Genomic DNA, 21,831 nt, shown 5'->3' with positions numbered 1-21,831 from the left:
AGATTAGCCTTTCGAGATTAGCCTTTATTGTAACGCTCTACCGAGTCGCTAATTTCGGCGCGGGCGGCTTCAACACCTTCCCAGCCGTCGACTTTCACCCATTTGCCATCTTCCAGATCTTTGTAGCGCTCAAAGAAGTGCTCAATGGATTTCAGGGTGATTTCCGGTACATCGTCAACGGATTTTACTTTGGTGTACAGCGGGGTCACTTTGTCGACGGGTACGGCCAGTACTTTCGCGTCTTCGCCGGATTCATCGGTCATTTTCAGCACGCCGATGGGGCGGCAGCGGATGACTGAGCCTGGCATCAGCGCGTGATTTAACAGTACCAGTACATCAACCGGGTCACCGTCGCCGCACAGCGTGTGAGGCACGTAACCATAGTTGCAGGGGTAGTGCATTGAGGTGCCCAGTACGCGGTCGACAAACACGCAGTCGCTGTCTTTATCCACTTCGTATTTAATGGGCTCGCCATTCATGGGGATTTCGATGATGACGTTCATATCGTCTGGCAGGCTTTTGCCAGAGGGGACCTTGTCAAAGCTCATAGCAGATATTCCGGTGTGGTTGTCATTAGCGGCGGGGATTCTACCACACTCGTGTCAGGCAAACAGCAGGGCGCCCACAACTACCGCTGCGGCCAGGCAAGCCCCCAGCACTAGCCATAATGCCGCGGGCGAGTTGTTCTCTGTGGTAGGCTCAATGCGGTTGCCGGGCGAGGTGGGTTTGGTTTTCCAGCGCTTGTGGGCCGAGGGCAGGGGTTTGCGATCTACCTGGGGCAGTGCCCCGGCGGTGATTGTGGGAGTGCGGGGTTTCGGGGGCTCGTAAGCCGGGTTTACAATTCGGAAACGATAGACATCCAGACGCATCTGGTCGCCGTGATGGGCCAGGTCGTCCTCGACGGGTTTCTCGTTCAGGTAGGTGCCATTGGCCGAGTGTAAATCGTGAATGCGCAGGGCGCTGCCTACCAGAGAAATTTCGGCGTGACGGCGCGACAGGTGCGAGCCGTTAATGGCAATATCACAGTCGCTGGCGCGACCAATGGTGTAGCGTTTATTCGGCTCAATGGTAAATATCTGGCCCGCCAACCAGCTGCCCTCGGCCACCAGTTGCCAGGCGGGCTCTGAAGCGGGAGCGGCAATTTGCGATGAGTCGGAAGCTTGCACGGTAGATTCTGCACTGCCCATGGGTAAAGTCTTGTTTATTGCATCAAAGTAGCAATTGAAGGCGCACTGGCACCGCCTGCCTTTCTACTATAGCGTGTTTCGTCGTTTGAACCATAGTGACTCCTACGCGGTCTACCCATGCGAGCGACCACCGCCTGCTCGCCAGTGGGCCCGCTTGGTGATGGGTAAGTGAGGGCCCTGGGGATGGCAGCGGTGAAAGGTGGTGTCATTGTCAGCGTTTTACCTGCCGTTACCTTCTTGCTACGGGTCTAGTTGCTACGGCTTTAATAGTAACCCGCCCGACAATAATAGGGGTGGATATACAGCACATTTATCGGCCGCAGCGCGAATAAATCGGCCATTTATGGGGCCGCGCTAATACGAGGTATACGACGCGCCGCGATGAACCGAGGGTTAATGTTTGCGGATAAAACCCACAGATTCGCCCATATTGCGGCAAAATCAATAAATACGCGATTACGTCCGATTACGCCTGCCTCGCGGTGTGGACGACAAGGAGATAGACATGGCATTTAACGATTTTAGTGCGCCCCCCGAGGCTCGCAATCAGGTCATTATTCATTACTGTAATCTGTGCCGCTGGATGCTGCGCGCAGCATGGATGCAGCAGGAGCTATTAAGCACTTTTCCGGACGAGCTGGATCGGGTGAGCTTGCAGCCGGGCTCTGGTGGTGTGTTTGCCATCTGGCTGGATGATACGTTGGTGTGGGAGCGTCAGCGCGACGGCGGGTTCCCCGAGGCGAAAGTGCTTAAACAACGGATTCGCGATCAGCTTAGCCCCGAGCGAGATTTGGGACACTCGGATCGCTAAACACCGCGACTTACCGCATAATACGCCTTTGCCAACAGGTCTGATCCCAAGGAGCCGCTCGAACGCATGAAGCTACTCACCTCTGCCTACCGAACCCTGATTACCCAATACCCGCGCTGGGTATTGTTGTGCATTATCGCTCTGACCATTGTCGCCGCCATGGGCTTACCCAATTTTAAACTGGATGCCTCGGCCGACTCGCTGACATTAGAGAGCGACAACTCGCTGGATTACTTTCGCCAGATAAATAAGCGCTACCAAAGCGGCGATTTTCTGGTGGTGACCTACACCCCCCACCAGCCGATGTTTTCTGAGCAATCACTCGATACCTTGCAACAGCTGCAGGGCGAGTTGGCCGAGGTGCAGGGGGTTAATAGCATAAACTCTATTTTGACCGTGCCCTTGCTGTACAGCCCCATGCGCTCGCTGGCCGAGCAGCAGGAATCCACCCGCACGCTGCTAAGCCCGGGCGTGGATATGGAAATGGCCAAAAAAGAGTTTTTGCAAAGCCCTATTTATCGCGACACCTTACTCTCACCGGATGAAAAAACCACGGCGATACAATTAAACCTGGAGGTCAATAACCGCTACATTGAGATGGTGCGCGAGCGCGATGCCCTGCGCGCTAAAAGCAAATCCGAGGGATTGAGCGAGACCGAACAGCAACGGCTGGACACCGTGAGCGCCGAATTTCTCGCCTACCGTACCGAGCTGATGGCGCAAGATCATCAACGGGTCGAAACCATTCGCCATATCCTCAGCCAATACGATGACCGGGCCGAGGTATTCCTGGGTGGGGTCAGTATGATTACCGCCGATATGATCGACTTTATTCGCAGTGATCTGGTGGTGTTTGGCTCGGCGATTATTGTTTTTATTATTCTGATGCTGGCGGTTATTTTTCGCCAAACGCGCTTTGTGGTACTGCCTTTAGCCGTCTGTGTCATGGCGGTGGTAACGGTGCTGGGCTTGCTGAGTTGGGTAGATTGGCGCCTGACGGTTATCTCGTCTAATTTTGTCGCCTTGCTGCTGATTATGACTCTGGCGATTACCATCCACCTGGTGGTGCGTTACCGCGAACTCCACGCCCGCCATCCCGATTGGCCCCAGGCCGAGCTGGTTATGGCAACCGCCGGGCAAATGGCCAAACCCTGCCTGTATACCGCGCTCACCACTATTGTTGCTTTTGTCTCGTTAGTGGTCAGCGATATTCGCCCGGTGATCGACTTTGGCTGGATGATGACCATCGGCCTTAGTTACGCCTTGGTGCTGGCGTTTTTGCTCTTGCCCAGTGCGCTTATGCTGTTGTCAAAAGGCGAGCCTAAAGATAAAGGCGATCAGTCGGCGGCAACCACCTTGCGTTTTTCCCGCATTGCCGAGCGCCATGGTGCACTGGTGGTCATACTCGCGCTGTTAATTGGTGGTATTAGCGTTTACGGCATGAGCCAGCTGAAGGTGGAAAATAAATTTATCGACTATTTCCACAAAGACACGGAAATTTACCAGGGCATGTCGGTCATCGATCAGCAGCTGGGCGGCACTATTAGTCTGGATATTGTGCTGGACGCTCCCGCCGAGCCAGAACCCGAGCCGGCAGCGAAAAATGAAAGCGCTGAGCCCGCCCAAGACGACGAGTTTGGTTTTGACGACCCCTTTGCCGAGCAAAGCGATAGCACAGCCGGTGATGAGTTTGATGATCCCTTTGGCGGCGACCCTTTTGGCGAGCAAAGCGAGTCGCAAAGCAATATCGAGAGCGCCTGGTTTAACCCTGTGGGGCTCGACAATGTATGCCAGCTGCACCGGTATTTAGAATCCTTGCCCGAGGTGGGCAAGGTGCAATCACTGTGCACCATGTATCAGGTGGCGCAGGATATTAACGGCGGCAGCTTGAATAACTTTGAGTTGGGCGTGGTGCGCAATATGTTATCGGACGATATTCGCAGCTTTTTGGTGGCGCCTTATTTGTCGGATGAGCATGGTCAGACGCGTTTAACCCTGCGGGTGATAGAAACCAGCCCCGATTTACAGCGCGCGGAACTGGTAGAACAAATTCGCGCCTATGCACAAAACGATGTGGGCTTTAAGCCTGAGCAAGTGCACTTTACCGGCATGCTGGTGCTTTACAACAACATGTTGCAAAGCCTGTTTAAGTCACAAATTGTCACCCTGGGCGCGGTGTTTCTGGGCATTATGCTGATGTTCCTGATTCTGTTCCGCTCGCTTACCATTGCCATTATTTCGTTGCTGCCCAACCTCTTGGCCGCGGGCGTGGTTTTGGGGGGGATGGGCCTGGCGGGAATTCCGCTGGATATGATGACCATCACCATCGCCGCGATTACCGTGGGGGTAGGGGTGGACCACGCGATTCACTATTTGTACCGCTTTCGCGACGAGTTTTCCCGGGCGGGCAATTATGTAGAGGCCATGCATAACTCCCACGCCTCCATCGGGCGGGCGATGTTTTACACGGCGGTGATTATTATTGTCGGGTTTTTGATACTGACCCTGTCACAGTTTATTCCGTCTATCTACTTCGGCTCGCTCACGGCTCTGGCGATGTTTGCCGCTATTTTGGGTTCATTGACTTTGTTGCCCAAGCTGGTGTTAATTACCAAGCCATTTGGTAAGGAGCCCTAGCCGCGTTACTGTTGTGGCTCCATCGATTAGGTCTATTATTCTAAGCCTGCCACTCTAGGCCTAAAGGGGCGCTCATCGCGGGCGCTCCCCTCTCTTCTCTCTCCTTTCTCCTGATTTTATTCCTTCGCCGAACAAATATTATTTTGCCCTCTCATGTGTATTGGTGTATTGTTTGTATAATACACATAAGAAAACACTCTATGGAGGGCGATATGCAAACCTTGGATCAAGTCGAACCGTCGCACGAGGCGGCTGAGAAATACTACCCCCGCGCTGGCCGGGCTATTGGCTGGCTGTTGTTAATGGCAGCGGTGGGCGCCTTGGCGGCGCTGCTGTTTTTCTTTTGCTATGGCGTTTTTATGGCGGCTGCCCAGCCCGAGTTAAGCCCCGCCGATATTGAAGCAATGATTTCTTCCCAGGCTTACAACCCGGATGTTTTGGCGGGTGTGTATGTCACACAATTTGTTTTTTTGTTGCCGATTATCTTCTGGGCCGCTAATTTTACTGACCAGCGCTGGGACAAGACCCTTGCTTTTACGCGCGTCACCGGGCGCCAAGTGGGATTATGGCTGGGTATTTGGGCCGTGTACCAGTTGCTGGCCGGCGTGATGCACACTCTGGTCGATGTGCCTGCGGATGCCTTTACCCAGGCGATGGGGGAGCGCTTCCACTGGCCCATGTTTTTAGTGATTGTGTTGCTCGCGCCACTGCTGGAAGAGCTGATATTTCGCGGCTATATGTTTAAAGCCTTGCGCCACAGTTGGTTGGGGCTCGCGGGAACCTTACTGGTTACCAGCGTGCTATTTGTGCTTTTGCATGTGGGGCAGTACAACCTTTGGTTGCTGATTCAACTGGCGGTATTCTCTGTTATTTTGGGCTTGGCCCGCGAGTGTACCGGATCAATCTTTACCCCTTGGTTACTACACGCGGTCAATAATCTGGTGTCTTACGTCGCCTTACTATTCTTGGGGGCGTCGCTATGAATTCGGTCAACACTCTAAAAATTCCTGTGCAAATTACTAACCTGCAGCGCCAGCTGGGTGGGCAAACGATCTTACAGGATATTACCACCCAGGTTCGGCCCGGGGATGTGGTTGGACTGCTGGGTAAAAACGGCTCGGGTAAAACCACCTTGCTGGAAACGCTCTTGGGCTTTGGCGCGCCCGCGTTTGGGCAATGTCAGTTGTGGGGCGAAAAATCAACCGAGCTTGCGCCCGCCACCAAACAGCGCATTGGCTATGTGCCCCAGCGCGATGAGCTGCCCGGCGAAATGACGCCTAAGCAGTTGTTTGATTTATACCGTCAGCTGCGCCCCGAATGGAATGACGATTTACTAAAACAGCTGATGCCCGAATGGGAGCTGTCTGAGGGGAAACGCATCCGGCGTATGTCCGAAGGGCAAAAACAAAAACTTGCAATTGTGCTAGCCGTGGCCCACAACCCGGATCTGCTGGTGCTGGACGAACCGGTCGCCTCGCTAGACCCTATTGCCCGGCGCCAGTTTTTTCAGCAGCTAATGGACTATGCCTGTCGCGAACATACCGCGATTATTTTTTCCTCGCATATCGTGTCGGATATGGAGCGTATTGTAAGCCGGGTGTGGTGTCTGCAAAACGGCACACTCACTTGTGACCAGCCTCTGGATACATTGTATGAGACTGTGGTTCGGGTTGATTATAGTGGCGCGCTGACTGATAAAGCGGTTATCGGTATTGATCAGATACTCTTTTCACAGAACTCACCCCACGGTGGTCAGCTGGTGATTAAGGACTGGAATGATGCCAAGCGGGAGCAGTTGCTGAGCTTGGGCGCCAGTCAGGTAAAGGCCTCGGGTTTGTCTTTGGAGGATATCTTTCTCTATTGGCACGGGGGAACCTATGCAAACTAATTTAGCACGCTACCTCGGTATAGGACGTTATCTGCTGGTGCCACCCCGTGCTTGGCAGTGGTTTATATTTGTCGGATCTGTATTGGTGCTCTCGGTTTGTGCGGTGTTTCAGGCAAAGGGCGCTGACAAAGCCCTATACCATGGCTTGGGGTTTTTAATTATGGCCTACAGCATGGGGCTGTTTATCGTACCAATGCGAATGCGCATCTTATTGAGTGCCCGGGCCTTTATGCTTTGTGGCGACTCGGCAAAAATGCTGTTGCAGATCGCCGCTACGGTATTGGCTTTGTGGACGTTAACGGCCACGGCATTTTTTCAGCAGCAGTTGAGTGTAGAGGTTGTACGCATCGCGCTGCTGGTGTCGGCGCTAGTCAGCCTTTGCACCTTTTTCTTAATTGCTTTTTTCCAGGTCGCTGTTGTATTGACTTGGCTAGTGTTTATGGGGGTGAGTAACTTTGTCTCCTGGGAACAGGTGTCTCTGCAGATTTCAGGTGGTGTGTCCGGGCTTGAAGTGGCGGCTGTAGTCGTGTCGCTATGTAGTTGGGTCGCTATTTACAAGTTTGCGACGCAGGGCCGAATCACAATGAAACCGGAAGATAAACTGCAGCTGTTTCGGTCGCGCCAGACTTTTGTACTGTTTCCCGATGTTCGTATTAACAACAATAGTTTCTACAACTTCATCAAAACAGTAATGCACACCAATCGCCCGTTCTCGGGTGTGGTGCTAGCAGGGAGCGCAGTGGTCGTAGCGGGTGTACTTCTTTTTGGGGTACTGGAATACGTTAATGGTGACGGATCCATTGAAAATATATTGCACGCCGAATTGGTGACCAACACGCCGGTTATTTTTCTTATACCGGCATTTATAGTGGCTGGGCTTATCACCAATATGTGTCGTCGCTATCGTGCCTATTGGTTATTGTTACCCGATAGTCGTGCGCAGCTTGCCCGCTTTATGGACCGTTCGATATGGCTTTTATCACCTTTAGCGTTACTACCCGCTGCAGTGGTATACACATTTCTCGCTATGGTGGGACTTGTACCGATGAGTAATGTCATTCTGATGACAGTTAGCGCGTTACTCATTGCTCTGCTGGTGTGCTATTGGCTGTTTTTGGTTTATGGCCAGGATAGTATGCTAAGTAAACTGGGGTCGCTTGTACTGTTAATTGTGGTGAGTGTCTACTTCAGTATATCCAGTTCCTTGGACGGAATTGGTAACCCAATATTTCTACTGTTTGTGGCCATCTCAACCCCTGCCTGCCTATGTCTGCGATATTTCGGTATCAAACGCTGGCAGAGTATTGATTTAACAGAGCTGCGCACCCGCTGGCCGTTATAGGAGACGCTGTGTTTATTTTAAACCCGGGTTCCGGGGTGCCTATTTACCGCCAGTTGGTGGAACAGGTTAAAAGGCTGGTAGCCGGGGGGCAGTTGCGCCCAGGCGATAGCCTACCCTCGGTGCGCGAATTGGCGGGTACTCACGCGGTCAACCCCATGACAGTCTCCAAAGCGTATAATCAGTTGGAGCTGGAAGGGGTGCTGCTGCGAAGACGCGGCCGCCCCATGGAGGTCGCGCCTTGGCGTGATGGAGAAGCATCGACCGAGGATTTATTGGTGGAACCGTTAACCGAGTTGATACGCTCGGCCCGACAGCTGGGGGTGAAGCTGCCCGAGTTAAAAGTACTCATTGAAAAACACTACAGGAATATCAAGTGACGCAATTATTAAAAGGAAGTCTGTTGATCGCCGCTTTGGTATTGGCGGGCTGCGATAACGACTCCCCGACTAGGACCCAAGAAACGCTTCAACTTTCGCTGTGCCCACGAGACGTCGGTGCTCCGCCACCGGTTGTAAACGGCGCCGAGTGCGGTGAGCTTGAGGTGCCCCTAGACCCGAACCACCCAGATGGCGAAACCATAACCCTGGCGATCAAACGCTGGCCCGCCATCAGTGCCGTGGCCGAGCCGGATCCGGTGTTTGTGATTGCCGGTGGCCCCGGCCAGTCCGCCATCGAGGTTTCCGATCGACTGGGCCCCAGCTTTTTTAATTTGCGTAAAAAGCGCGATATTGTCTTTGTCGATCAACGGGGTACCGGGCAGTCGGCCCCCTTAAATTGCGAGCTGGAGCAGAATTTATCGCTCAGTCAGCTCTCGGCCGATACCGAAGCGCATACCTTAAAGCAGCTAAAGCAGTGCGCCGAGACGCATAAGCAGCGGGCGCCTTTTGTGCTCACCCCCTACGCTATTGACGATCTGGAGTCCGTGCGCCAAGCGCTTGGGTACGCGCACATTAATTTGTGGGGCGGCTCTTACGGCACCCGGGTGGCACTTCGTTATATGGCGCGCTATCCGCAAGCCTTACGTTCGGTGGTGTTAGATGGGCTTGCACCGGTAAGCCTTTCGGTGCCCTACCGAATGGGCGAGAGCGCCAACGCTGCCTTGCAAACTCTGGCTGACCAGTGTTTGGCGGACGCAAAGTGCGGCGGTCGTTACGGCAATATAGAAGCAATCGCTGAGAATCTAGCACAAACCTTATCCCGTCAACCGGTAGAGCTTAGTATCGAGCACCCGCTGACCGGGTCGCCTCAGCAGGTTTTACTGGACGCGGATAAGCTGGCTGCCATTGTGCGCCTCGCGCTTTACGACCGCTTAAGCGCCCGCTTGATACCTTACACGCTCTTTGCGGCGGGGCAGGGTGATTATCAGCCCCTGGCTTCGCTGGTCAGTCAGTTTTTAGCCCCCGAGCACACCATGAATATCGCCATGGGTATGCACTTAAGTATTTTGTGTAATGAAGATACGGGCGTACGGCCGCTGCCCGAGCGCGCGACATTTTTAACCGTGGATTTGGCTGAGGTAATGTTGCAGGCCTGCGAGTTCTGGCCCCGCGCTCCGCTACCCGCTGACTATTACCAGCCGGTCGCCTCGTCGGTGCCCGCGCTCTTGTTGTCCGGCGCCGCCGACCCGGTTACCCCACCCAAGTGGGGTGAGCAAGTAGCCGCAAGCTTAACTCAGGCAACCCATTTGGTAGCCCCCGGTGGGCATCACGGCATCACAACGCAAAGTTGCGCTGCGGGGGTGGTTACCGATTTTATTCGCGATTTAGCGGTGAGCGATAAATCGCGCCAGTGCATAGAGTCCATTCGCCCCATGCCTGCTTACCGTGACGGAGTTTGGACCGGAGAAAACCGCGATGATTGAAATTAATAACGTTAGCAAAACCTTCGGTTCGCTTAGGGCGCTGGATAATCTATCGGCATGCGTGGGCGAGGGGGAAATTGTCGGCCTGCTGGGCTTGAACGGCGCGGGTAAATCCACCTTAATGCGGATGATTTACGGCTTGGTTGAACCCACCGCAGGCGATATTGTGATTAACGGCACCAGCGTTGTAGAGCACCCCGAAAAAGCCCGTAGCCTTTTGGGGGTGTTGCCCGATAACGCCGGTTTGTACAAGCGTTTAAGTGCACGCGAAAATATTGAGTACTTCGGCCGTTTGCAGGGGCTGAGCGAAACGGAATTGGCCGAATCCTGCGATGAGTTAATCGACATACTGGGAATGAACAGCATTGCCGGACGCTACGCCGATGGTTTTTCGTTGGGCGAGCGTATGAAAACGGTACTCGCCCGGGCCATTGTGCACCGGCCTAAGTATATTTTATTGGATGAGCCCACCAATGGCCTGGATGTGATTACCACCCGCGCGGTGCGCACCTTGTTGCGCGAGCAAAAAGCGGCCGGGCGTTCGGTGTTGTTTTCCAGTCATTTAATGTACGAGGTGGAAAACCTCTGTGACCGGGTGCTTATTATTGCCGGAGGAAAGTTGGTGGCTGAGGGGCGTGTAGAGCAGGTGGTACAACAGGCCCAAACCCAGAGTTTAGAAGAGGCGTTTGTGCGCTTGTCGGAGGCGACTCATGTGGCGTAAACAATTTTTGCAGGTTTGGTTAAAAGAAATCAAAGACGCGGTGCGCGATAAACGCGCCATGAAACTCGCTTTTTTACCGCCGGTGTATATGGTCGCTTTTTTTGCGTTGGGCATTGGTTTGGCGATTCATTTTCAAAACACCGAAGAGCGCAATATAGAGATTACCGCTTACGGTAATAACCCGGCCCTGATTGCCTGGTTAAGAGAAAATAAAATCACCGTTAACCCGGTAGACGCCGACCCCTACCCGAAGGTGGAAAAGGGGGAGGTGGACTACGCGCTGATATTGGATAGCCCGAGCAAAAGCGCCAACCCGCGCCAACCCCGCAGCGCTACTTTGGTGTACAACGCCTCCAACCAAAATGTACACGGGCCCGTGGGACAGGTGAGGCAGTTGCTGTACCAATACAATGGCACCCAGGCAGCGCTTAACGTGCTGGCGCGCGGTTTAAGCCCCAAACTGATAAATCCTTTAAGCATTCGCGAGGCCAATGTCGCAACGGATCAGCAAATGGGCGGTTTGATCTTAAGCGGTGTGCCGCTGCTACTGTTAATGTGCGCCATGATGGGCAGTATGGGTTTTGCCGCCGATATGACTGCGGGTGAGCGCGAGCGCCGCTCGCTGGAGGCCTTATTGATTAACCCTGTGTCGGCTCCCACACTTATTGCCGGAAAGTGGGCCGCAGCGCTCTTGCTAACTTTGGCGGTGGTTCTGTTGTGTTTATTATTGCTGGCGGTGGCGCTCTATTTTCTCCCTTTTAATCAAATCGGACTGCGGGTTGCAGTGGGGCCGGGGGCGCTTTTCGGGGTATTTATGGCACTTATGCCTGTGGCCTGCATTGCCGGTAGTTTGCAGTTAATGCTGGGGATATTGTCGCGCTCGTTTAAAGACGCGCAAACCTATATGGGTTTTTTAATTATTCTGCCCATGGTGCCCTTTTTTATTATGATGACGAACCCCGGCCTGTATCAAGGCTGGCATTTGTGGGTGCCTATGCTGGGGCAGCAAACCGTGTTGAAGGGATTGTTGCTGGGCGAGGCGCCGCCGTTCTGGGCCTATTTGGCCTTTTGGCTGAGTGCGATACCGGTTACTGCGCTGGCGCTATGGGGGGCGGCGCGCCAGATGCGGCGGGCGAAAATTATCTATGGTTAAGCGCCTTTTTTGGCTGAGTCTACTGACTTTCTTATCCGGTTGTTACTATCTACAGCGGCCGATAGCGCCTATCGAGCAAGCCCATTATCCGGCGGAGGCTGGCTATGTTTACCAGCCGAGTGCGCCTACGACACGCGCGCCTGATTTGCTGATTATGCTCCCCGGTATGGGCGATGGAATAGACCGCTTTGCGCGGGAGGGATTGATCGAGCAAGTCAAGCAGGCGCAGCTGCCGCTGGATGTGGTGGTGGTCAATGCCCATTTTAACTACTATCGCTCGCGCAGTTTGCTCACCCGCTTACAGGCGGATGTGATTGCGCCCGCAAAAAATGCCGGTTACCGTCATATTCACTTGGCAGGCGTGTCTCTGGGCGGCTTTGGGACTCTGTTATACTGGCGCGATAAAGCGCCGCTGGATTCGGCGCTGCTGCTGACTCCGTATTTGGGGGAGCCCGAATACTATCAGCATCGGCTCGAACCCAGCGCAAGGCCACAGGCACTGGACGAAGAAAAGAACCTCTGGCCCTGGCTGGAACAACAGACCCCGCGTATGCGCGAACACTGGTATTTAGGCATGGCGCGCGAGGACGAGTTTTATACCGCCAATGCCCTGTTGGCCGATATGCTGGCGCCGGAGCATACCGTGCGGGTAGAGGGCGGCCATAACTGGAACTCCTGGCGCGAGCTCTGGCCGCAATTACTCTCGCAACTCAAACGCGATTTTTATTCCCAAGGTAACCATTTATGAGTAACACCTTTCACTTAGAGGGCAGTGAATTTATTACCCTCAACAATCTGCTTAAAGTCGAAGGCTGGGTCGAAAGCGGCGCAGTTGCCAAGCAGGTGATTGATGCCGGTATGGTAAGCGTGGACGGAGTTATTGAAACCCGTAAACGCTGCAAAATCACCGCCGGACAAGAAGTGTCGTTTAACGGCGAAAGCATTACGGTAGCGGAGTAGCGGCATGACCTTGCAGTGGTACCCGGGGCATATGCACAAAGCGCAAAAGGAAATGCGCGAAGTCTTGCCCAAAGTCGATTTAGTAATTGAAGTGCTGGACGCACGCATTCCCTTTAGCAGTGAAAATCCGTTGATTGCCGGTTTGCGCGGTGACAAACCGGTAGTGAAGGTACTGACTAAATCGGATTTGGCGGACCCCGAAAATATTGCCCTGTGGCAGGCGTATTTGGATGAGCAAAAGCAAACCAAAACCCTCGCCGTAAGCACTCTGGAGCCCGCCCGTATTCACACCCTGCCGGATTTATGCCGCAAACTGGTGCCCGAGAAAACCCGGGGCTTAAAAAAATTAAAGGCGATGATTTTGGGGATTCCCAATGTGGGTAAGTCCACTTTAATCAACACCCTGGCGGGGCGTGCGGTAGCCAAAACTGGCAATGAACCGGCGGTGACCAAACGCCAACAGACGATTGAGATTGAAGAGCATTTTGCGCTTTTGGACACACCCGGCATCCTCTGGCCCAAGCAATTGGTGCGTAACTGCAGTTACCGCTTAGCCTTTACCGGCGCCATAAAAGATACGGCGCTGGATTATGTGGACGTCGCTTTCTTTGGTGCGGACTATCTGCGCCAGGCCTATCCTCAGGCATTAATCGAACGCTATGGGTTAACCGAGTTGCCGGACTCCGAGCTGGAAGTGCTAGAGCTGATCGCCGCCCGCCGAGGTTGCCTGGGCGCCGGTGGTCGCGCCGATTTAAATAAAGTCTCGCAGTTATTGGTAAACGATTTTCGTAGCGGCAACCTGGGGCGTATTAGTTTGGAAACCCCCGAGGTGGTTGCGCGCGAAGTGGCCGAGGCCAAAGAAGAGGCCGAGCGCAAGGCCGAACAAAAAGAGAAAGACAAGGCCGCGCGTCGCAAGCGCCGGCGCAAGAATGCGTAGGGTTATCGGTAATTTTTGATTGTGGGTGCGTTGGGCGCCGAAATAGCCGACACAATAATTATGTTGAAATTCCGGCTATACTGCATCTGGACGGGTTAATGGGCTTTCAGAGATGGAGTGTTTTACGATGAGTAAAACGCGGCTTTGGTTATTAATAATTAGTGCTTTACTAGCATTAGTTGGCGCAAGTATTGTTCTTCCCCATTACAGCCTGATTGCAGCCTGTCTTTATTTGTTGGCCGCCAGTGCGTTTTTAGGACTGGCGTATGTGATGATCAAGCAAAAGCTCTATTTGTCATAACGGTATCGCTATGTGTCGTCTATCTCGCGTGGTCTAGAGAGGTGACGGTACCGCCACCTCTCTACTATCTATTTCCTATCAAAAACTTTGAATAGGCATTTCCCTCCACCGTGAGGCGGGTAGCGCGGGCTCGGGGCAGTCTGGATAGTTTCCTTTATCTTCGTTGAGCAATCGTGCTACTTCGGTCAATACCTGGGGCTCGTGCGTTTCTGGCGGCGTCATAAAAATTCCTTTAGAGCGCAACCATTGGCCTAAACGCAGGCTGCTGCTATAGCGCACGATGGGTGCGGCTAACACCAAGCCTGCCAGCACCGGCGTCATCCACCAGAAAAACACCGGCGTCAGCACATAGGTTACGCCACCCCATATCAATGCCACCACGGTGGCGGGCAAGGTGTGAGCAAAGGCTTCGCGCCAAGGGACCATACGGCCCTCGCGGGCTTGGGCATTCCAACTGACTTTGTGACCGACGAGCACCGAAATCACAAAGTAGGCGTGAAACACCATCATCAATGGGGCAATTAATATTGCGAAGGCTGTCTCGACCAGGGCGCCGCCCATTAATTTAAAGGCGCCGCCGAATTCGCCCCGGCGATGCACCAGCGCGATAATCACGCCGAAGACTTTAGGGAGTATCAGCATCGCGATGGTCAGGCTAAGCAGCGAAAAAATAAGCCCCGTTTTAGCGATGGGCCAGTTGGGAAATAACTGAAACCCCGAGGTAAAGAACTGGTTGCTGGTCGTGGCCCGCATCACCGCGTCAATGCTGCTAAGGGCAAGCATGCACAGCCACAACAGCGAGGATACATAGGCAATGGCGCCCTGCAAAAAGTGCAGACGGCTTAATCCGTGCAGCCCTTTGCCACCCAAAATAGCCATATGCTGAATATTGCCCTGCACCCAGCGGCGGTCGCGGGTGGCGTAGTCCAGCATATTGCTGGGTACTTCTTCGTAGCTACCGCGCAAATCGGCCAGCAATATGACTTCCCACCCGGCGCGCCGCAGCATGGCGGCCTCGACAAAATCATGGCTGAGGATGTCGCCGCCAAACGGCCCCCGGCCTTTTAACTCTGGCAAACCGCAATGCTGCATAAAGGGGTCAATTCGGATAATCGCGTTGTGGCCCCAGTAGTTGGCGGTGTCGGTTTGCCAAAAGGCGAGCCCGGTGGCGAGCATAGGGCTGTACAAGTCGGCGGCATATTGCAAAAAGCGGCCGAACATGGTGTTTTGGCGCACTGGGATGGGTACGGTTTGAACTAGCGCAGCACTCGGGTTTTGTTCCATGGCGTGCACTAAAGACAGCATACATTCGCCGCTCATTACACTGTCGGCATCCAGCACAATCATGGATTCATACCGATCGCCCCAGCGGCTGCAGAAATCGCTCACGTTACCGACCTTGCGCCCTGTGTTGTCTACCCGGCGGCGATAGTAGACTTTTTCGCTTAAGGGGCCCAGACGTTGACACAGCTGTTGCCAGGCCCCGGCCTCGGCGCGGGCAATATCTGCGTCTTGTGTGTCGCTGATTAAATAGAAATCAAAAGCCTCTAGCTGGCCGGTGGCGTGCAGCGAACGCAGGCTGGCCTCAAACCCGGCGATGACCCGGCCGGTGTCTTCGTTGTACACCGGCATCACCACCGCCGTGCGGGTGGTGACTTTGCCATGGGGTTCGGGAACAGCCGTGTGCTTGCTTAAAGTCAGTGGATCTCGCTTGAACAGCTGTAACACAAAGCCCAGAGCGCCACTGGTAAAGGCAAATACAATCCATAAAAACGTGATGCTGAACAACCCTAACAGGCTGATCTCAAGCCAGGTGATATCGTTAGGGCGCAGTATTTCAAACATCATTCCCACACCCACAATGCCCTGTAGGGTGACCAGGGTAAAAAACAATATCCGGCGCGCTGTGGTGCCCGGCATGTGGATCGCGCGGCTATCGGTGCGCGGAGAGATTTTACTCGATAGCATCGGAATACCAGACATAGCTCCAAACCTCGCTCAGCTGTTGGTCGCGCATGGACAGGGACACTTGCATATCGGCCGGGGTCTCACCCTCGGGTATTAAGGTAAAAGCGATACGCCAAGTGCCGAGGGCGGGCAGCGACTGCACCACGACATCGGTAATCTCGCCGCCGCTGACGGTTGTTTGAGCCTCAAGCTCTGCCTCGGCAGAAATGTTAGTCAGCTCGCCGCCACTAAAGTCGATGGCAAATTTTCGATGCGCGCGCGGAGGGCCTTCCTCTTGGCCGGGAATCGCCGCCCAGCCGATACGAGTGCGTTCAACTTGCGCCAGGGTTTGTTCGGGTAGGCGATCTTCAAAGGTACGCAGCTGGTATGAAAACAAATGTTCGCGCTTGGGTTTTAGGGGCTGGCCCGGCACCCAGTAAGCGACGATGTTGTCGTTGGTTTCCGAATCGGTGGGAATTTCTACTATCTCCACCCGGCCCTCGCCCCAGTCGCCTTTGGGGGTTACCCACAAGCTGGGGCGTTCGGCGTAGTGAGCTTCGGCATCCAGGTAGCTGTTAAAGTCGCGATCGCGCTGTAACAGACCAAAGCCCTTGGGGTTGGTTTGTTGCAGGGAGGATACCCGCAGCGTTTTGGGGTTACTGAGCGGACGCCATACCCAGCTGTCGTCGGCACTTTGTAACAGCAAGCCATCCGAGTCATGAATTTCGGGGCGAATATCGTCAACATAGGTGGTGCTGTTCTCGCCGTGAAAAAACATGCTGGTCAGAGGCGCGACGCCGACTTTGTGAATATCGGTGCGCGGGTAGAGGGCGGCATCGACGTCCACTTTAGTGGGGGCGCCGGGCTTGAGGGTGAAGCGGTAGGCGCCGCTGATTGACGGGCTGTCCATCAGCGCAATGACGGTGAGGTTGGTTTGTTTCTCGTCGGGTTGAATCAGCCAAAAGTCGCGAAATACCGGAAACTCCTCGCCGCTGGTTTCGGCGGTATCGATCGCGAGGCCGCGGGCGGATATACCATACACTTGGCCGGGGCCGACGATACGAAAATAGGTGGCGCCTTGAAAGACCATGAATTCGCTTTTGCGGTCGGCTTCGTTTAGGGGGTAGTGCACGCGAAAGCCAGCATAGCCTAAATCTTTGTTAACGGCGTCAGCAACGGATTTGGCCTGATCGCCGTAGCGAAAAAACTCCGGTTTAAAGGGAATGCGTGCATGGGTGCCCGAGCGATCGACGGTGGTGATGTTAACCGGCTCGTTGTAGTAAAAACCCGGGTGAAAAAATTGCACTTCAAACAGCGAGTCGTGCTGCCAAAGCCCGGCTTCGCGGCGAAAGTGAATAGAGCGATACTGCTCGTAGTTCATTTCGCTGAGAGCCTGAGGAACTTGATAGTTCGGTTGTTGATAGGCTTGTTCGGCGAGTTTGGCAGCGCGCTCTTTGACAATCGCAAACACCACATTAGGGGCGTCTTTGCTGGTCGTTTGCGCCGCCCCCGGCAGCGACACCGCACTGAGGATTAAACAGGTGAAAAACAACAGGGCGTACAAAACGCCACTCGCCAGTGTGGGGCGCGCACTGGGCTGAGCGTCGCGAAATTTGCGCGATGATTGATTCATGGAGGTTTCCCGGGTTAGTGACTCTAGAATACCGGGAGATTTGCAAATAATTTGCCAGCTGTATTTTGTGGCGGTTAACTGGGCTAAGTTCGTGAATGTTGCAGACAAAAGTCGCGATTGTGAATTTCACTCTGCTCTTTTGGGCGCGCCGAATATTCGAGTTTCTAATCGTTTTGTAGGCTTTACAGACAGGCGGGCGTTAGAGTTTTCCCAAGGCTTTGATATGGGCCACCACACTTCGGCCCAGGGCGCCCAGTTCGTAACCGCCTTCAAGCATCGAGACAATGCCCCGGCAAGCGTTATGGCGATCCATAAAATCCCGCAGCTGTTGGGTGACCCACTGGTAGTCCTGCTCGACCAAACCGGTCGACGACATGTCATCCAGCAGGTGTCCGTCAAACCCCGCCGAGATAAACAGCATTTCAGGGGCAAAGGCGTCGAGGGCAGGCAGCCAGTGCTCGCTGACGGCGGCGCGAAATTCTGGCCCCGAGGCGGTGGCCTTAAGCGGTGTATTAACAATGTGACGGCGGTTGGGGGTTACGTCGGTGCCCGGATAGAACGGATGTTGAAAACTTGAGCAAAACAGCACCCGCGGCTCGTCGACAAAAATATCCTGAGTGCCGTTGCCGTGGTGGATATCAAAATCCACAATGGCGACTCTTTGCAAATGGTAATGGTCCAGCGCGTGGCGCGCGGCAATGGCAATATTGTTGTAAAAGCAAAAACCCATGGCGTGGTTGCGCTCGGCATGATGCCCCGGAGGCCGCACGTTACAAAACACGGTTTGCGCCTGGCCCGCCATAATCAGGTCGACGCCCTGGGCACCCGCGCCGGCGGCGTGGCGGGCAGCGGTAAGAGTGTGGGGGCTCATCCAGATATCGTCGCCGAACACGCGCACGCCACGGGCGGGGGGCATTCCTTCCAGGCTGTTCAGATAGTCGGTATCGTGCACCGAGCGCAACTGGGCGTCGGTGGCGGGTAGGGCGTCGCGCTCACTCACGGCAAACTCTAACCCACTGGTCAGCAGCTGGTTGTGAATCGCCTCCAGCCGAGCGGGGCACTCGGGGTGCCCCTCGGGGGTTAGATGTTCCAGACAGCTCGGATGGCTGATAACGACAACGGACATGGCGTTTACTTTCTGGTGAATTTCATTGCTATGTTACTACGAACTCACATGCCTGATTCAAATACCAGAAAACTTATCGAACAAGCGCTCTAATGCTAGGGAACCTCTGATTAAGTCCTCAGCAGTCTCTGCGCGAGTCCAAAACGTTCACTCCGCAAGGCGTGCTTCGCTGGCAATGGCCATAGCCCTTGGCAAGAAGTGCAACACAGCGGATGGACGTTTTGGCCGCGCCCTTCGGGGCTTACAGAGCTTTCCGATCTCTGCGTTGGCTCACCTCACCGGGCCGTCAGCACGCCATCGGCTCGCCGCCTTGACCTCGAAAAGCTCTGTAAGCCAGAGGCTGCTGAGGACTTAATCAGAGGCTCCCCAGGTGTTAAGTTAGTGACAAAGATCGCAATTTGCTTAGGCTTTAACACACTTTATCTGCGTTCTGCGTTCTGCGTTCTGCGTTCTGCGTTCTGCGTTTATCCCTTCGCTTCTAACGCCGCTTTTAACTTCTGATTTTCCCGCTCAATGTGTTTAAAGAATTCCGGGTCATCCAGTTCGGCGGCCGCCGCCTCGTCGATAATAAGTACCGCATCGCGATGCAGCTGCAGTGCCGAGGCGGGGCAGGCGGCACTGACGGGGCCTTCTACCGTGGCTTTAATGGCGGCCGCTTTAGCGGCGCCTGTGGCCAGCAGTACGACTTGGCGCGACTCTAAAATGGTACCTATCCCCATGGTAATGGATAGGTGAGGCTGATATTCATCGGCCTTAAAAAAGCGGGCGTTATCGTCAATGGTCGCCTGGGTCAGGGTTTTAACGCGAGTGCGCGAGGCCAGTGAGCTGGACGGTTCGTTAAAACCGATATGGCCGTTGCGCCCAATACCCAACAGCTGGATATCAATGCCCCCGGCCTGCGCGATGTCTTGCTCGTACTCGGCGCAGGCGGCCAGAGGGTCGTCGGCATTGCCCGGTGGTACCTGGGTGTTGGCCTTGTCGATATCCACATGGTTAAACAGCTTATCGTTCATAAAGTAACGATAGCTTTGCGGGTGGTCGCCAGCCAGGCCCAGGTACTCATCCAGATTAAAAGTGCGCGAATGTTGAAAGCTGATCTCGCCGTCGCGGTTAAGGGCGATGAGTTCATTATAAAGGGCTACGGGGGTCGAGCCTGTGGCCAGCCCCAGTACCGAGTCGGGCTTGCTTTGCAGTTGCCGCTGAAATAACCCGGCGCCGTAAGTGGCCACTTGGGCGGCATTTTCTAAAATGACGACTTTCATTATTGCTCCGCTGGTAGATGTGATTGCATGCTGCCGGCCACCCAGGTGGCGGTTACATTAAATTGCTCGTTAAAGTGGACCAGGTCGGCCCGGTAATTGGAGGCGATGCGCCCCAGGGTTTGATCCATTTTTAAATACTCGGCCGGATAGAGCGAAGCCATACGCAGGCTTTCCTCCAGGGGCACGTTCATATCCCGATAGGCGATGCGCACGGCGTCGATCATGCCGATGGCGCTGCCCGCCAGGCGACCCTCGGCATTGACTAAGGCACCGTCTTTTTCGAAAATTTCTTCGCCGTAAATAGTAAAAGACTTGGTGTCGCTGCCGACAGTAGACATGGCGTCGGTGACCAGATACACCTTGCCCGGTGTTTTGGCATTGAGCGCCACGCGAACTGACGCCGGGTGAACATGGTGGTTGTCGCAGATAATGCCGCACCAGGTATCCGCGCTGTCCAGGGCCGCACCCACTACGCCCGGCTCACGGCCGGTTTGCGGACGCATAGCGTTAAACAGGTGAGTAAAACCCGATAGGCCCTCCTTAATTGCCTGGGTGACCTGCTGGTAATGGGCGTTGGTGTGCCCTGCGCAGACGATAATACCGGCTTCTGTCAGCTGTCTGATTTGCCCCGCTTGAGTGTGCTCTGGCGCCAGGGTCAGCATGACACGTGTGTCGTTAATATCGGTCAGCCAATCAAGATCGCCTTGATCCAGAGGGCGAATATAGTCGGCATTGTGGGCACCGCGTTTGTCCAGATCGAAAAACGGCCCCTCTATATGCACCCCTAAAATGCCTTTATAGCCCTGGTCTTGCGCGTCGCGAACGGCTTTTACCCCCGCTTGATGAGTGGGGCGGGTATTGCTGATAAGCGTGGGCAACATACTGGTGGTACCGGTGGGGCGATGGCCGTCCAGCATGGTGCGCAGCGCCTGGACGCTGGGGTCGTTGGTAAAAAAAGCGCCGCCGCCGCCGTTTACCTGCAAATCGATAAACCCCGGCGCCAGAATGCCGCCGTTCAGATTGATGCGGCTGGCCTCGGGAAAGTCTTGGACAACGTTGTCATTTTCGGGCAGAGAAAAAATGGTGTCGTCGTCGATAACCAATGCCGTGTTGTCGAGAAAACGATCGCCGGTAAAAATACGGGCGCCGGTCAGTAACTGTTGCATAACAATGGCCTGTAAGCTGTTCTGCGTTCTGCGTTCTGCGTTCTGCGTTCTGCGTTCTGCGTTCTGCGTTCTGCGTTCTGCGTTCTGCGTTCTGCCCTATATTATCAGCCCACCGGGGCTAATTTGCAATCAGCCTTTATTTGTCGTTATTGCAAGGTGGTAAGGCCAACATGGTTGACCAAAGCCTGTCAGGCCGTTAAGGTGTTGGCCTATTTTCCCAGGCACTACGTGAGAGAGATGTTATGAAAATTGCGTTGATGAACGAATTCAGTCAGGCGGGTAAAAACCCGATTATCCTGAAAGAGCTGCAAGCGGTAGGCGCGGAGCGAAACCACGAGGTATTTAACGTGGGTATGGACGGCGATAACGACCATCGCCTGACTTATATTCACCTAGGGATTATCGCCAGTTTGCTGCTCAACTCCAAAGCGGTGGACTTTGTGGTCAGTGGTTGCGGTACCGGTCAGGGCGCACTGATGTCGCTGAACGCCTACCCAGGTGTATGCTGCGGCTACTGCATTGATCCGGCGGATGCCTATTTGTTTGCCCAGATCAATAACGGTAATGCGCTGGCGATACCTTTTGCTAAAGGTTTTGGCTGGGGCGCCGAGCTGAACATCCGTTATATGTTCGAGAAAGCCTTTACTGGCGAAACGGGGCTGGGGTATCCGCCCGAGCGTCGCGCGAGCCAGGTGGAGAACGCCGGTATTTTGAATGGCGTTAAAGAGGCAACCGCGAAAAACTATCTGGACGGTTTAAAAGCCCTGGACCCTGAGTTGGTAAAACAGGCCGTGGGTGGCGAGCGCTTCCAGAAATGTTTCTTTGACGGCTGCCAGGATGCCGAGATCGAAGCGTTTGTACGCAGCTTTATTTAAGCTGAATATAATTGCCACAAAAAG

At 54.4% G+C, this 21,831-nt stretch carries 21 protein-coding genes; 14 read left to right on the top strand and 7 right to left on the bottom strand.

Annotation, left to right across the window (positions count from 1 at the left end; all coding sequences use genetic code 11):
- Positions 1-17 precede the first annotated feature (17 nt).
- Together ppa and M6D89_RS07960 are read right to left on the bottom strand one after the other, a co-directional pair.
- Positions 18-548, bottom strand: a complete 531-nt coding sequence (gene ppa / locus M6D89_RS07965; RefSeq protein WP_253967483.1) for an inorganic diphosphatase — start codon at positions 546-548, stop codon at positions 18-20.
- Positions 549-602: 54 nt separating this feature from the next.
- Positions 603-1,187 (bottom strand): FHA domain-containing protein, encoded by a 585-nt coding sequence (locus M6D89_RS07960; protein WP_253967482.1) that lies wholly within the window; start codon positions 1,185-1,187, stop codon positions 603-605.
- Between the two features lie 505 nt (positions 1,188-1,692).
- Between M6D89_RS07960 and M6D89_RS07955 the strand changes: the two genes are divergently transcribed.
- The 13 genes from M6D89_RS07955 to M6D89_RS07895 all read left to right on the top strand — a co-directional run bounded on the left by M6D89_RS07955 (position 1,693) and on the right by M6D89_RS07895 (position 13,798).
- Entirely contained in the window at positions 1,693-1,998 is a 306-nt protein-coding gene (locus M6D89_RS07955; protein WP_253967481.1) for an Rdx family protein, read from the top strand.
- Positions 1,999-2,064: 66 nt separating this feature from the next.
- A complete protein-coding gene (locus M6D89_RS07950; RefSeq protein ID WP_253967480.1) occupies positions 2,065-4,635 on the top strand; it encodes an efflux RND transporter permease subunit in 2,571 nt (856 codons plus the stop codon).
- 212 nt (positions 4,636-4,847) lie between these two features.
- Entirely contained in the window at positions 4,848-5,618 is a 771-nt protein-coding gene (locus M6D89_RS07945) for a CPBP family intramembrane glutamic endopeptidase (RefSeq protein WP_253967479.1), read from the top strand.
- The gene (locus M6D89_RS07940; RefSeq protein WP_253967478.1) at positions 5,615-6,523 is read left to right on the top strand and encodes an ABC transporter ATP-binding protein; all 909 of its coding nucleotides are present in this window, start codon (positions 5,615-5,617) and stop codon (positions 6,521-6,523) included. The genes M6D89_RS07945 and M6D89_RS07940 overlap by 4 nt, the downstream gene beginning before the upstream one ends.
- Positions 6,513-7,865 carry a hypothetical protein gene (locus tag M6D89_RS07935; RefSeq protein ID WP_253967477.1) on the top strand — a complete coding sequence of 451 codons (1,353 nt, stop codon included), beginning with the start codon at positions 6,513-6,515 and terminating at the stop codon, positions 7,863-7,865. The genes M6D89_RS07940 and M6D89_RS07935 overlap by 11 nt, the downstream gene beginning before the upstream one ends.
- Positions 7,866-7,873: 8 nt before the next feature.
- On the top strand, positions 7,874-8,242 hold the full coding sequence (locus M6D89_RS07930) for a GntR family transcriptional regulator (protein WP_253967476.1): 369 nt from the start codon (positions 7,874-7,876) through the stop codon (positions 8,240-8,242).
- Complete coding sequence (locus M6D89_RS07925; protein ID WP_253967475.1) at positions 8,239-9,726, top strand: alpha/beta fold hydrolase; 1,488 nt, start codon at positions 8,239-8,241, stop codon at positions 9,724-9,726. Before M6D89_RS07930 ends, M6D89_RS07925 begins: the two co-directional genes overlap by 4 nt.
- Positions 9,719-10,447, top strand: a complete 729-nt coding sequence (locus M6D89_RS07920) for an ABC transporter ATP-binding protein (RefSeq protein WP_253967474.1) — start codon at positions 9,719-9,721, stop codon at positions 10,445-10,447. The genes M6D89_RS07925 and M6D89_RS07920 overlap by 8 nt, the downstream gene beginning before the upstream one ends.
- Entirely contained in the window at positions 10,437-11,600 is a 1,164-nt protein-coding gene (locus M6D89_RS07915) for an ABC transporter permease (RefSeq protein ID WP_253967473.1), read from the top strand. The genes M6D89_RS07920 and M6D89_RS07915 overlap by 11 nt, the downstream gene beginning before the upstream one ends.
- Positions 11,593-12,348 (top strand): alpha/beta hydrolase, encoded by a 756-nt coding sequence (locus M6D89_RS07910; protein ID WP_253967472.1) that lies wholly within the window; start codon positions 11,593-11,595, stop codon positions 12,346-12,348. The genes M6D89_RS07915 and M6D89_RS07910 overlap by 8 nt, the downstream gene beginning before the upstream one ends.
- Positions 12,345-12,560, top strand: a complete 216-nt coding sequence (gene ybcJ / locus M6D89_RS07905; protein ID WP_253967471.1) for a ribosome-associated protein YbcJ — start codon at positions 12,345-12,347, stop codon at positions 12,558-12,560. The genes M6D89_RS07910 and ybcJ overlap by 4 nt, the downstream gene beginning before the upstream one ends.
- Positions 12,561-12,564: 4 nt before the next feature.
- Entirely contained in the window at positions 12,565-13,497 is a 933-nt protein-coding gene (gene ylqF, locus M6D89_RS07900) for a ribosome biogenesis GTPase YlqF (protein WP_253967470.1), read from the top strand.
- Between the two features lie 127 nt (positions 13,498-13,624).
- Positions 13,625-13,798 (top strand): hypothetical protein, encoded by a 174-nt coding sequence (locus tag M6D89_RS07895; RefSeq protein ID WP_253967469.1) that lies wholly within the window; start codon positions 13,625-13,627, stop codon positions 13,796-13,798.
- Positions 13,799-13,876: 78 nt separating this feature from the next.
- Here the strand turns inward: M6D89_RS07895 and mdoH are convergent, their stop codons facing one another.
- The 5 genes from mdoH to nagA form a co-directional block, all read right to left on the bottom strand.
- The gene (mdoH, locus tag M6D89_RS07890) at positions 13,877-15,781 is read right to left on the bottom strand and encodes a glucans biosynthesis glucosyltransferase MdoH (protein WP_253967468.1); all 1,905 of its coding nucleotides are present in this window, start codon (positions 15,779-15,781) and stop codon (positions 13,877-13,879) included.
- Positions 15,753-17,378 (bottom strand): OpgD/OpgG family glucan biosynthesis protein, encoded by a 1,626-nt coding sequence (locus M6D89_RS07885; protein ID WP_253967467.1) that lies wholly within the window; start codon positions 17,376-17,378, stop codon positions 15,753-15,755. The genes mdoH and M6D89_RS07885 overlap by 29 nt, the downstream gene beginning before the upstream one ends.
- Before the next feature lie 199 nt (positions 17,379-17,577).
- Positions 17,578-18,504: a histone deacetylase family protein gene (locus M6D89_RS07880; RefSeq protein WP_253967466.1), complete on the bottom strand. Its 927-nt coding sequence runs from the start codon at positions 18,502-18,504 to the stop codon at positions 17,578-17,580.
- A gap of 464 nt (positions 18,505-18,968) precedes the next feature.
- Positions 18,969-19,766 (bottom strand): glucosamine-6-phosphate deaminase, encoded by a 798-nt coding sequence (gene nagB / locus M6D89_RS07875; RefSeq protein ID WP_253967465.1) that lies wholly within the window; start codon positions 19,764-19,766, stop codon positions 18,969-18,971.
- Positions 19,766-20,932 carry an N-acetylglucosamine-6-phosphate deacetylase gene (gene nagA / locus M6D89_RS07870; RefSeq protein WP_253967464.1) on the bottom strand — a complete coding sequence of 389 codons (1,167 nt, stop codon included), beginning with the start codon at positions 20,930-20,932 and terminating at the stop codon, positions 19,766-19,768. The genes nagB and nagA overlap by 1 nt, the downstream gene beginning before the upstream one ends.
- Positions 20,933-21,174: 242 nt before the next feature.
- Between nagA and M6D89_RS07865 the strand changes: the two genes are divergently transcribed.
- Entirely contained in the window at positions 21,175-21,807 is a 633-nt protein-coding gene (locus M6D89_RS07865; RefSeq protein WP_253967463.1) for an RpiB/LacA/LacB family sugar-phosphate isomerase, read from the top strand.
- The last annotated feature ends 24 nt before the right edge of the window (positions 21,808-21,831 follow it).

Origin of the sequence: Gilvimarinus xylanilyticus (genome assembly GCF_024195295.1) — a bacterium.
Classification (GTDB): domain Bacteria; phylum Pseudomonadota; class Gammaproteobacteria; order Pseudomonadales; family Cellvibrionaceae; genus Gilvimarinus; species Gilvimarinus xylanilyticus.
Note: the sequence above shows the minus strand (reverse complement) of the source record. Positions and strands in the feature narration are given on the sequence as shown.

What these genes read in the sequence shown, in the direction of transcription:
- ppa (WP_253967483.1), bottom strand. Translation starts at nt 548, where the DNA reads ATGAGCTTTGACAAGGTCCCCTCTGGCAAAAGCCTGCCAGACGATATG.
- M6D89_RS07960 (WP_253967482.1), bottom strand. Translation starts at nt 1,187, where the DNA reads ATGGGCAGTGCAGAATCTACCGTGCAAGCTTCCGACTCATCGCAAATT.
- M6D89_RS07955 (WP_253967481.1), top strand. Translation starts at nt 1,693, where the DNA reads ATGGCATTTAACGATTTTAGTGCGCCCCCCGAGGCTCGCAATCAGGTC.
- M6D89_RS07950 (WP_253967480.1), top strand. Translation starts at nt 2,065, where the DNA reads ATGAAGCTACTCACCTCTGCCTACCGAACCCTGATTACCCAATACCCG.
- M6D89_RS07945 (WP_253967479.1), top strand. Translation starts at nt 4,848, where the DNA reads ATGCAAACCTTGGATCAAGTCGAACCGTCGCACGAGGCGGCTGAGAAA.
- M6D89_RS07940 (WP_253967478.1), top strand. Translation starts at nt 5,615, where the DNA reads ATGAATTCGGTCAACACTCTAAAAATTCCTGTGCAAATTACTAACCTG.
- M6D89_RS07935 (WP_253967477.1), top strand. Translation starts at nt 6,513, where the DNA reads ATGCAAACTAATTTAGCACGCTACCTCGGTATAGGACGTTATCTGCTG.
- M6D89_RS07920 (WP_253967474.1), top strand. Translation starts at nt 9,719, where the DNA reads ATGATTGAAATTAATAACGTTAGCAAAACCTTCGGTTCGCTTAGGGCG.
- M6D89_RS07915 (WP_253967473.1), top strand. Translation starts at nt 10,437, where the DNA reads ATGTGGCGTAAACAATTTTTGCAGGTTTGGTTAAAAGAAATCAAAGAC.
- M6D89_RS07910 (WP_253967472.1), top strand. Translation starts at nt 11,593, where the DNA reads ATGGTTAAGCGCCTTTTTTGGCTGAGTCTACTGACTTTCTTATCCGGT.
- ybcJ (WP_253967471.1), top strand. Translation starts at nt 12,345, where the DNA reads ATGAGTAACACCTTTCACTTAGAGGGCAGTGAATTTATTACCCTCAAC.
- ylqF (WP_253967470.1), top strand. Translation starts at nt 12,565, where the DNA reads ATGACCTTGCAGTGGTACCCGGGGCATATGCACAAAGCGCAAAAGGAA.
- M6D89_RS07895 (WP_253967469.1), top strand. Translation starts at nt 13,625, where the DNA reads ATGAGTAAAACGCGGCTTTGGTTATTAATAATTAGTGCTTTACTAGCA.
- mdoH (WP_253967468.1), bottom strand. Translation starts at nt 15,781, where the DNA reads ATGTCTGGTATTCCGATGCTATCGAGTAAAATCTCTCCGCGCACCGAT.
- M6D89_RS07885 (WP_253967467.1), bottom strand. Translation starts at nt 17,378, where the DNA reads ATGAATCAATCATCGCGCAAATTTCGCGACGCTCAGCCCAGTGCGCGC.
- M6D89_RS07880 (WP_253967466.1), bottom strand. Translation starts at nt 18,504, where the DNA reads ATGTCCGTTGTCGTTATCAGCCATCCGAGCTGTCTGGAACATCTAACC.
- nagB (WP_253967465.1), bottom strand. Translation starts at nt 19,766, where the DNA reads ATGAAAGTCGTCATTTTAGAAAATGCCGCCCAAGTGGCCACTTACGGC.
- nagA (WP_253967464.1), bottom strand. Translation starts at nt 20,932, where the DNA reads ATGCAACAGTTACTGACCGGCGCCCGTATTTTTACCGGCGATCGTTTT.
- M6D89_RS07865 (WP_253967463.1), top strand. Translation starts at nt 21,175, where the DNA reads ATGAAAATTGCGTTGATGAACGAATTCAGTCAGGCGGGTAAAAACCCG.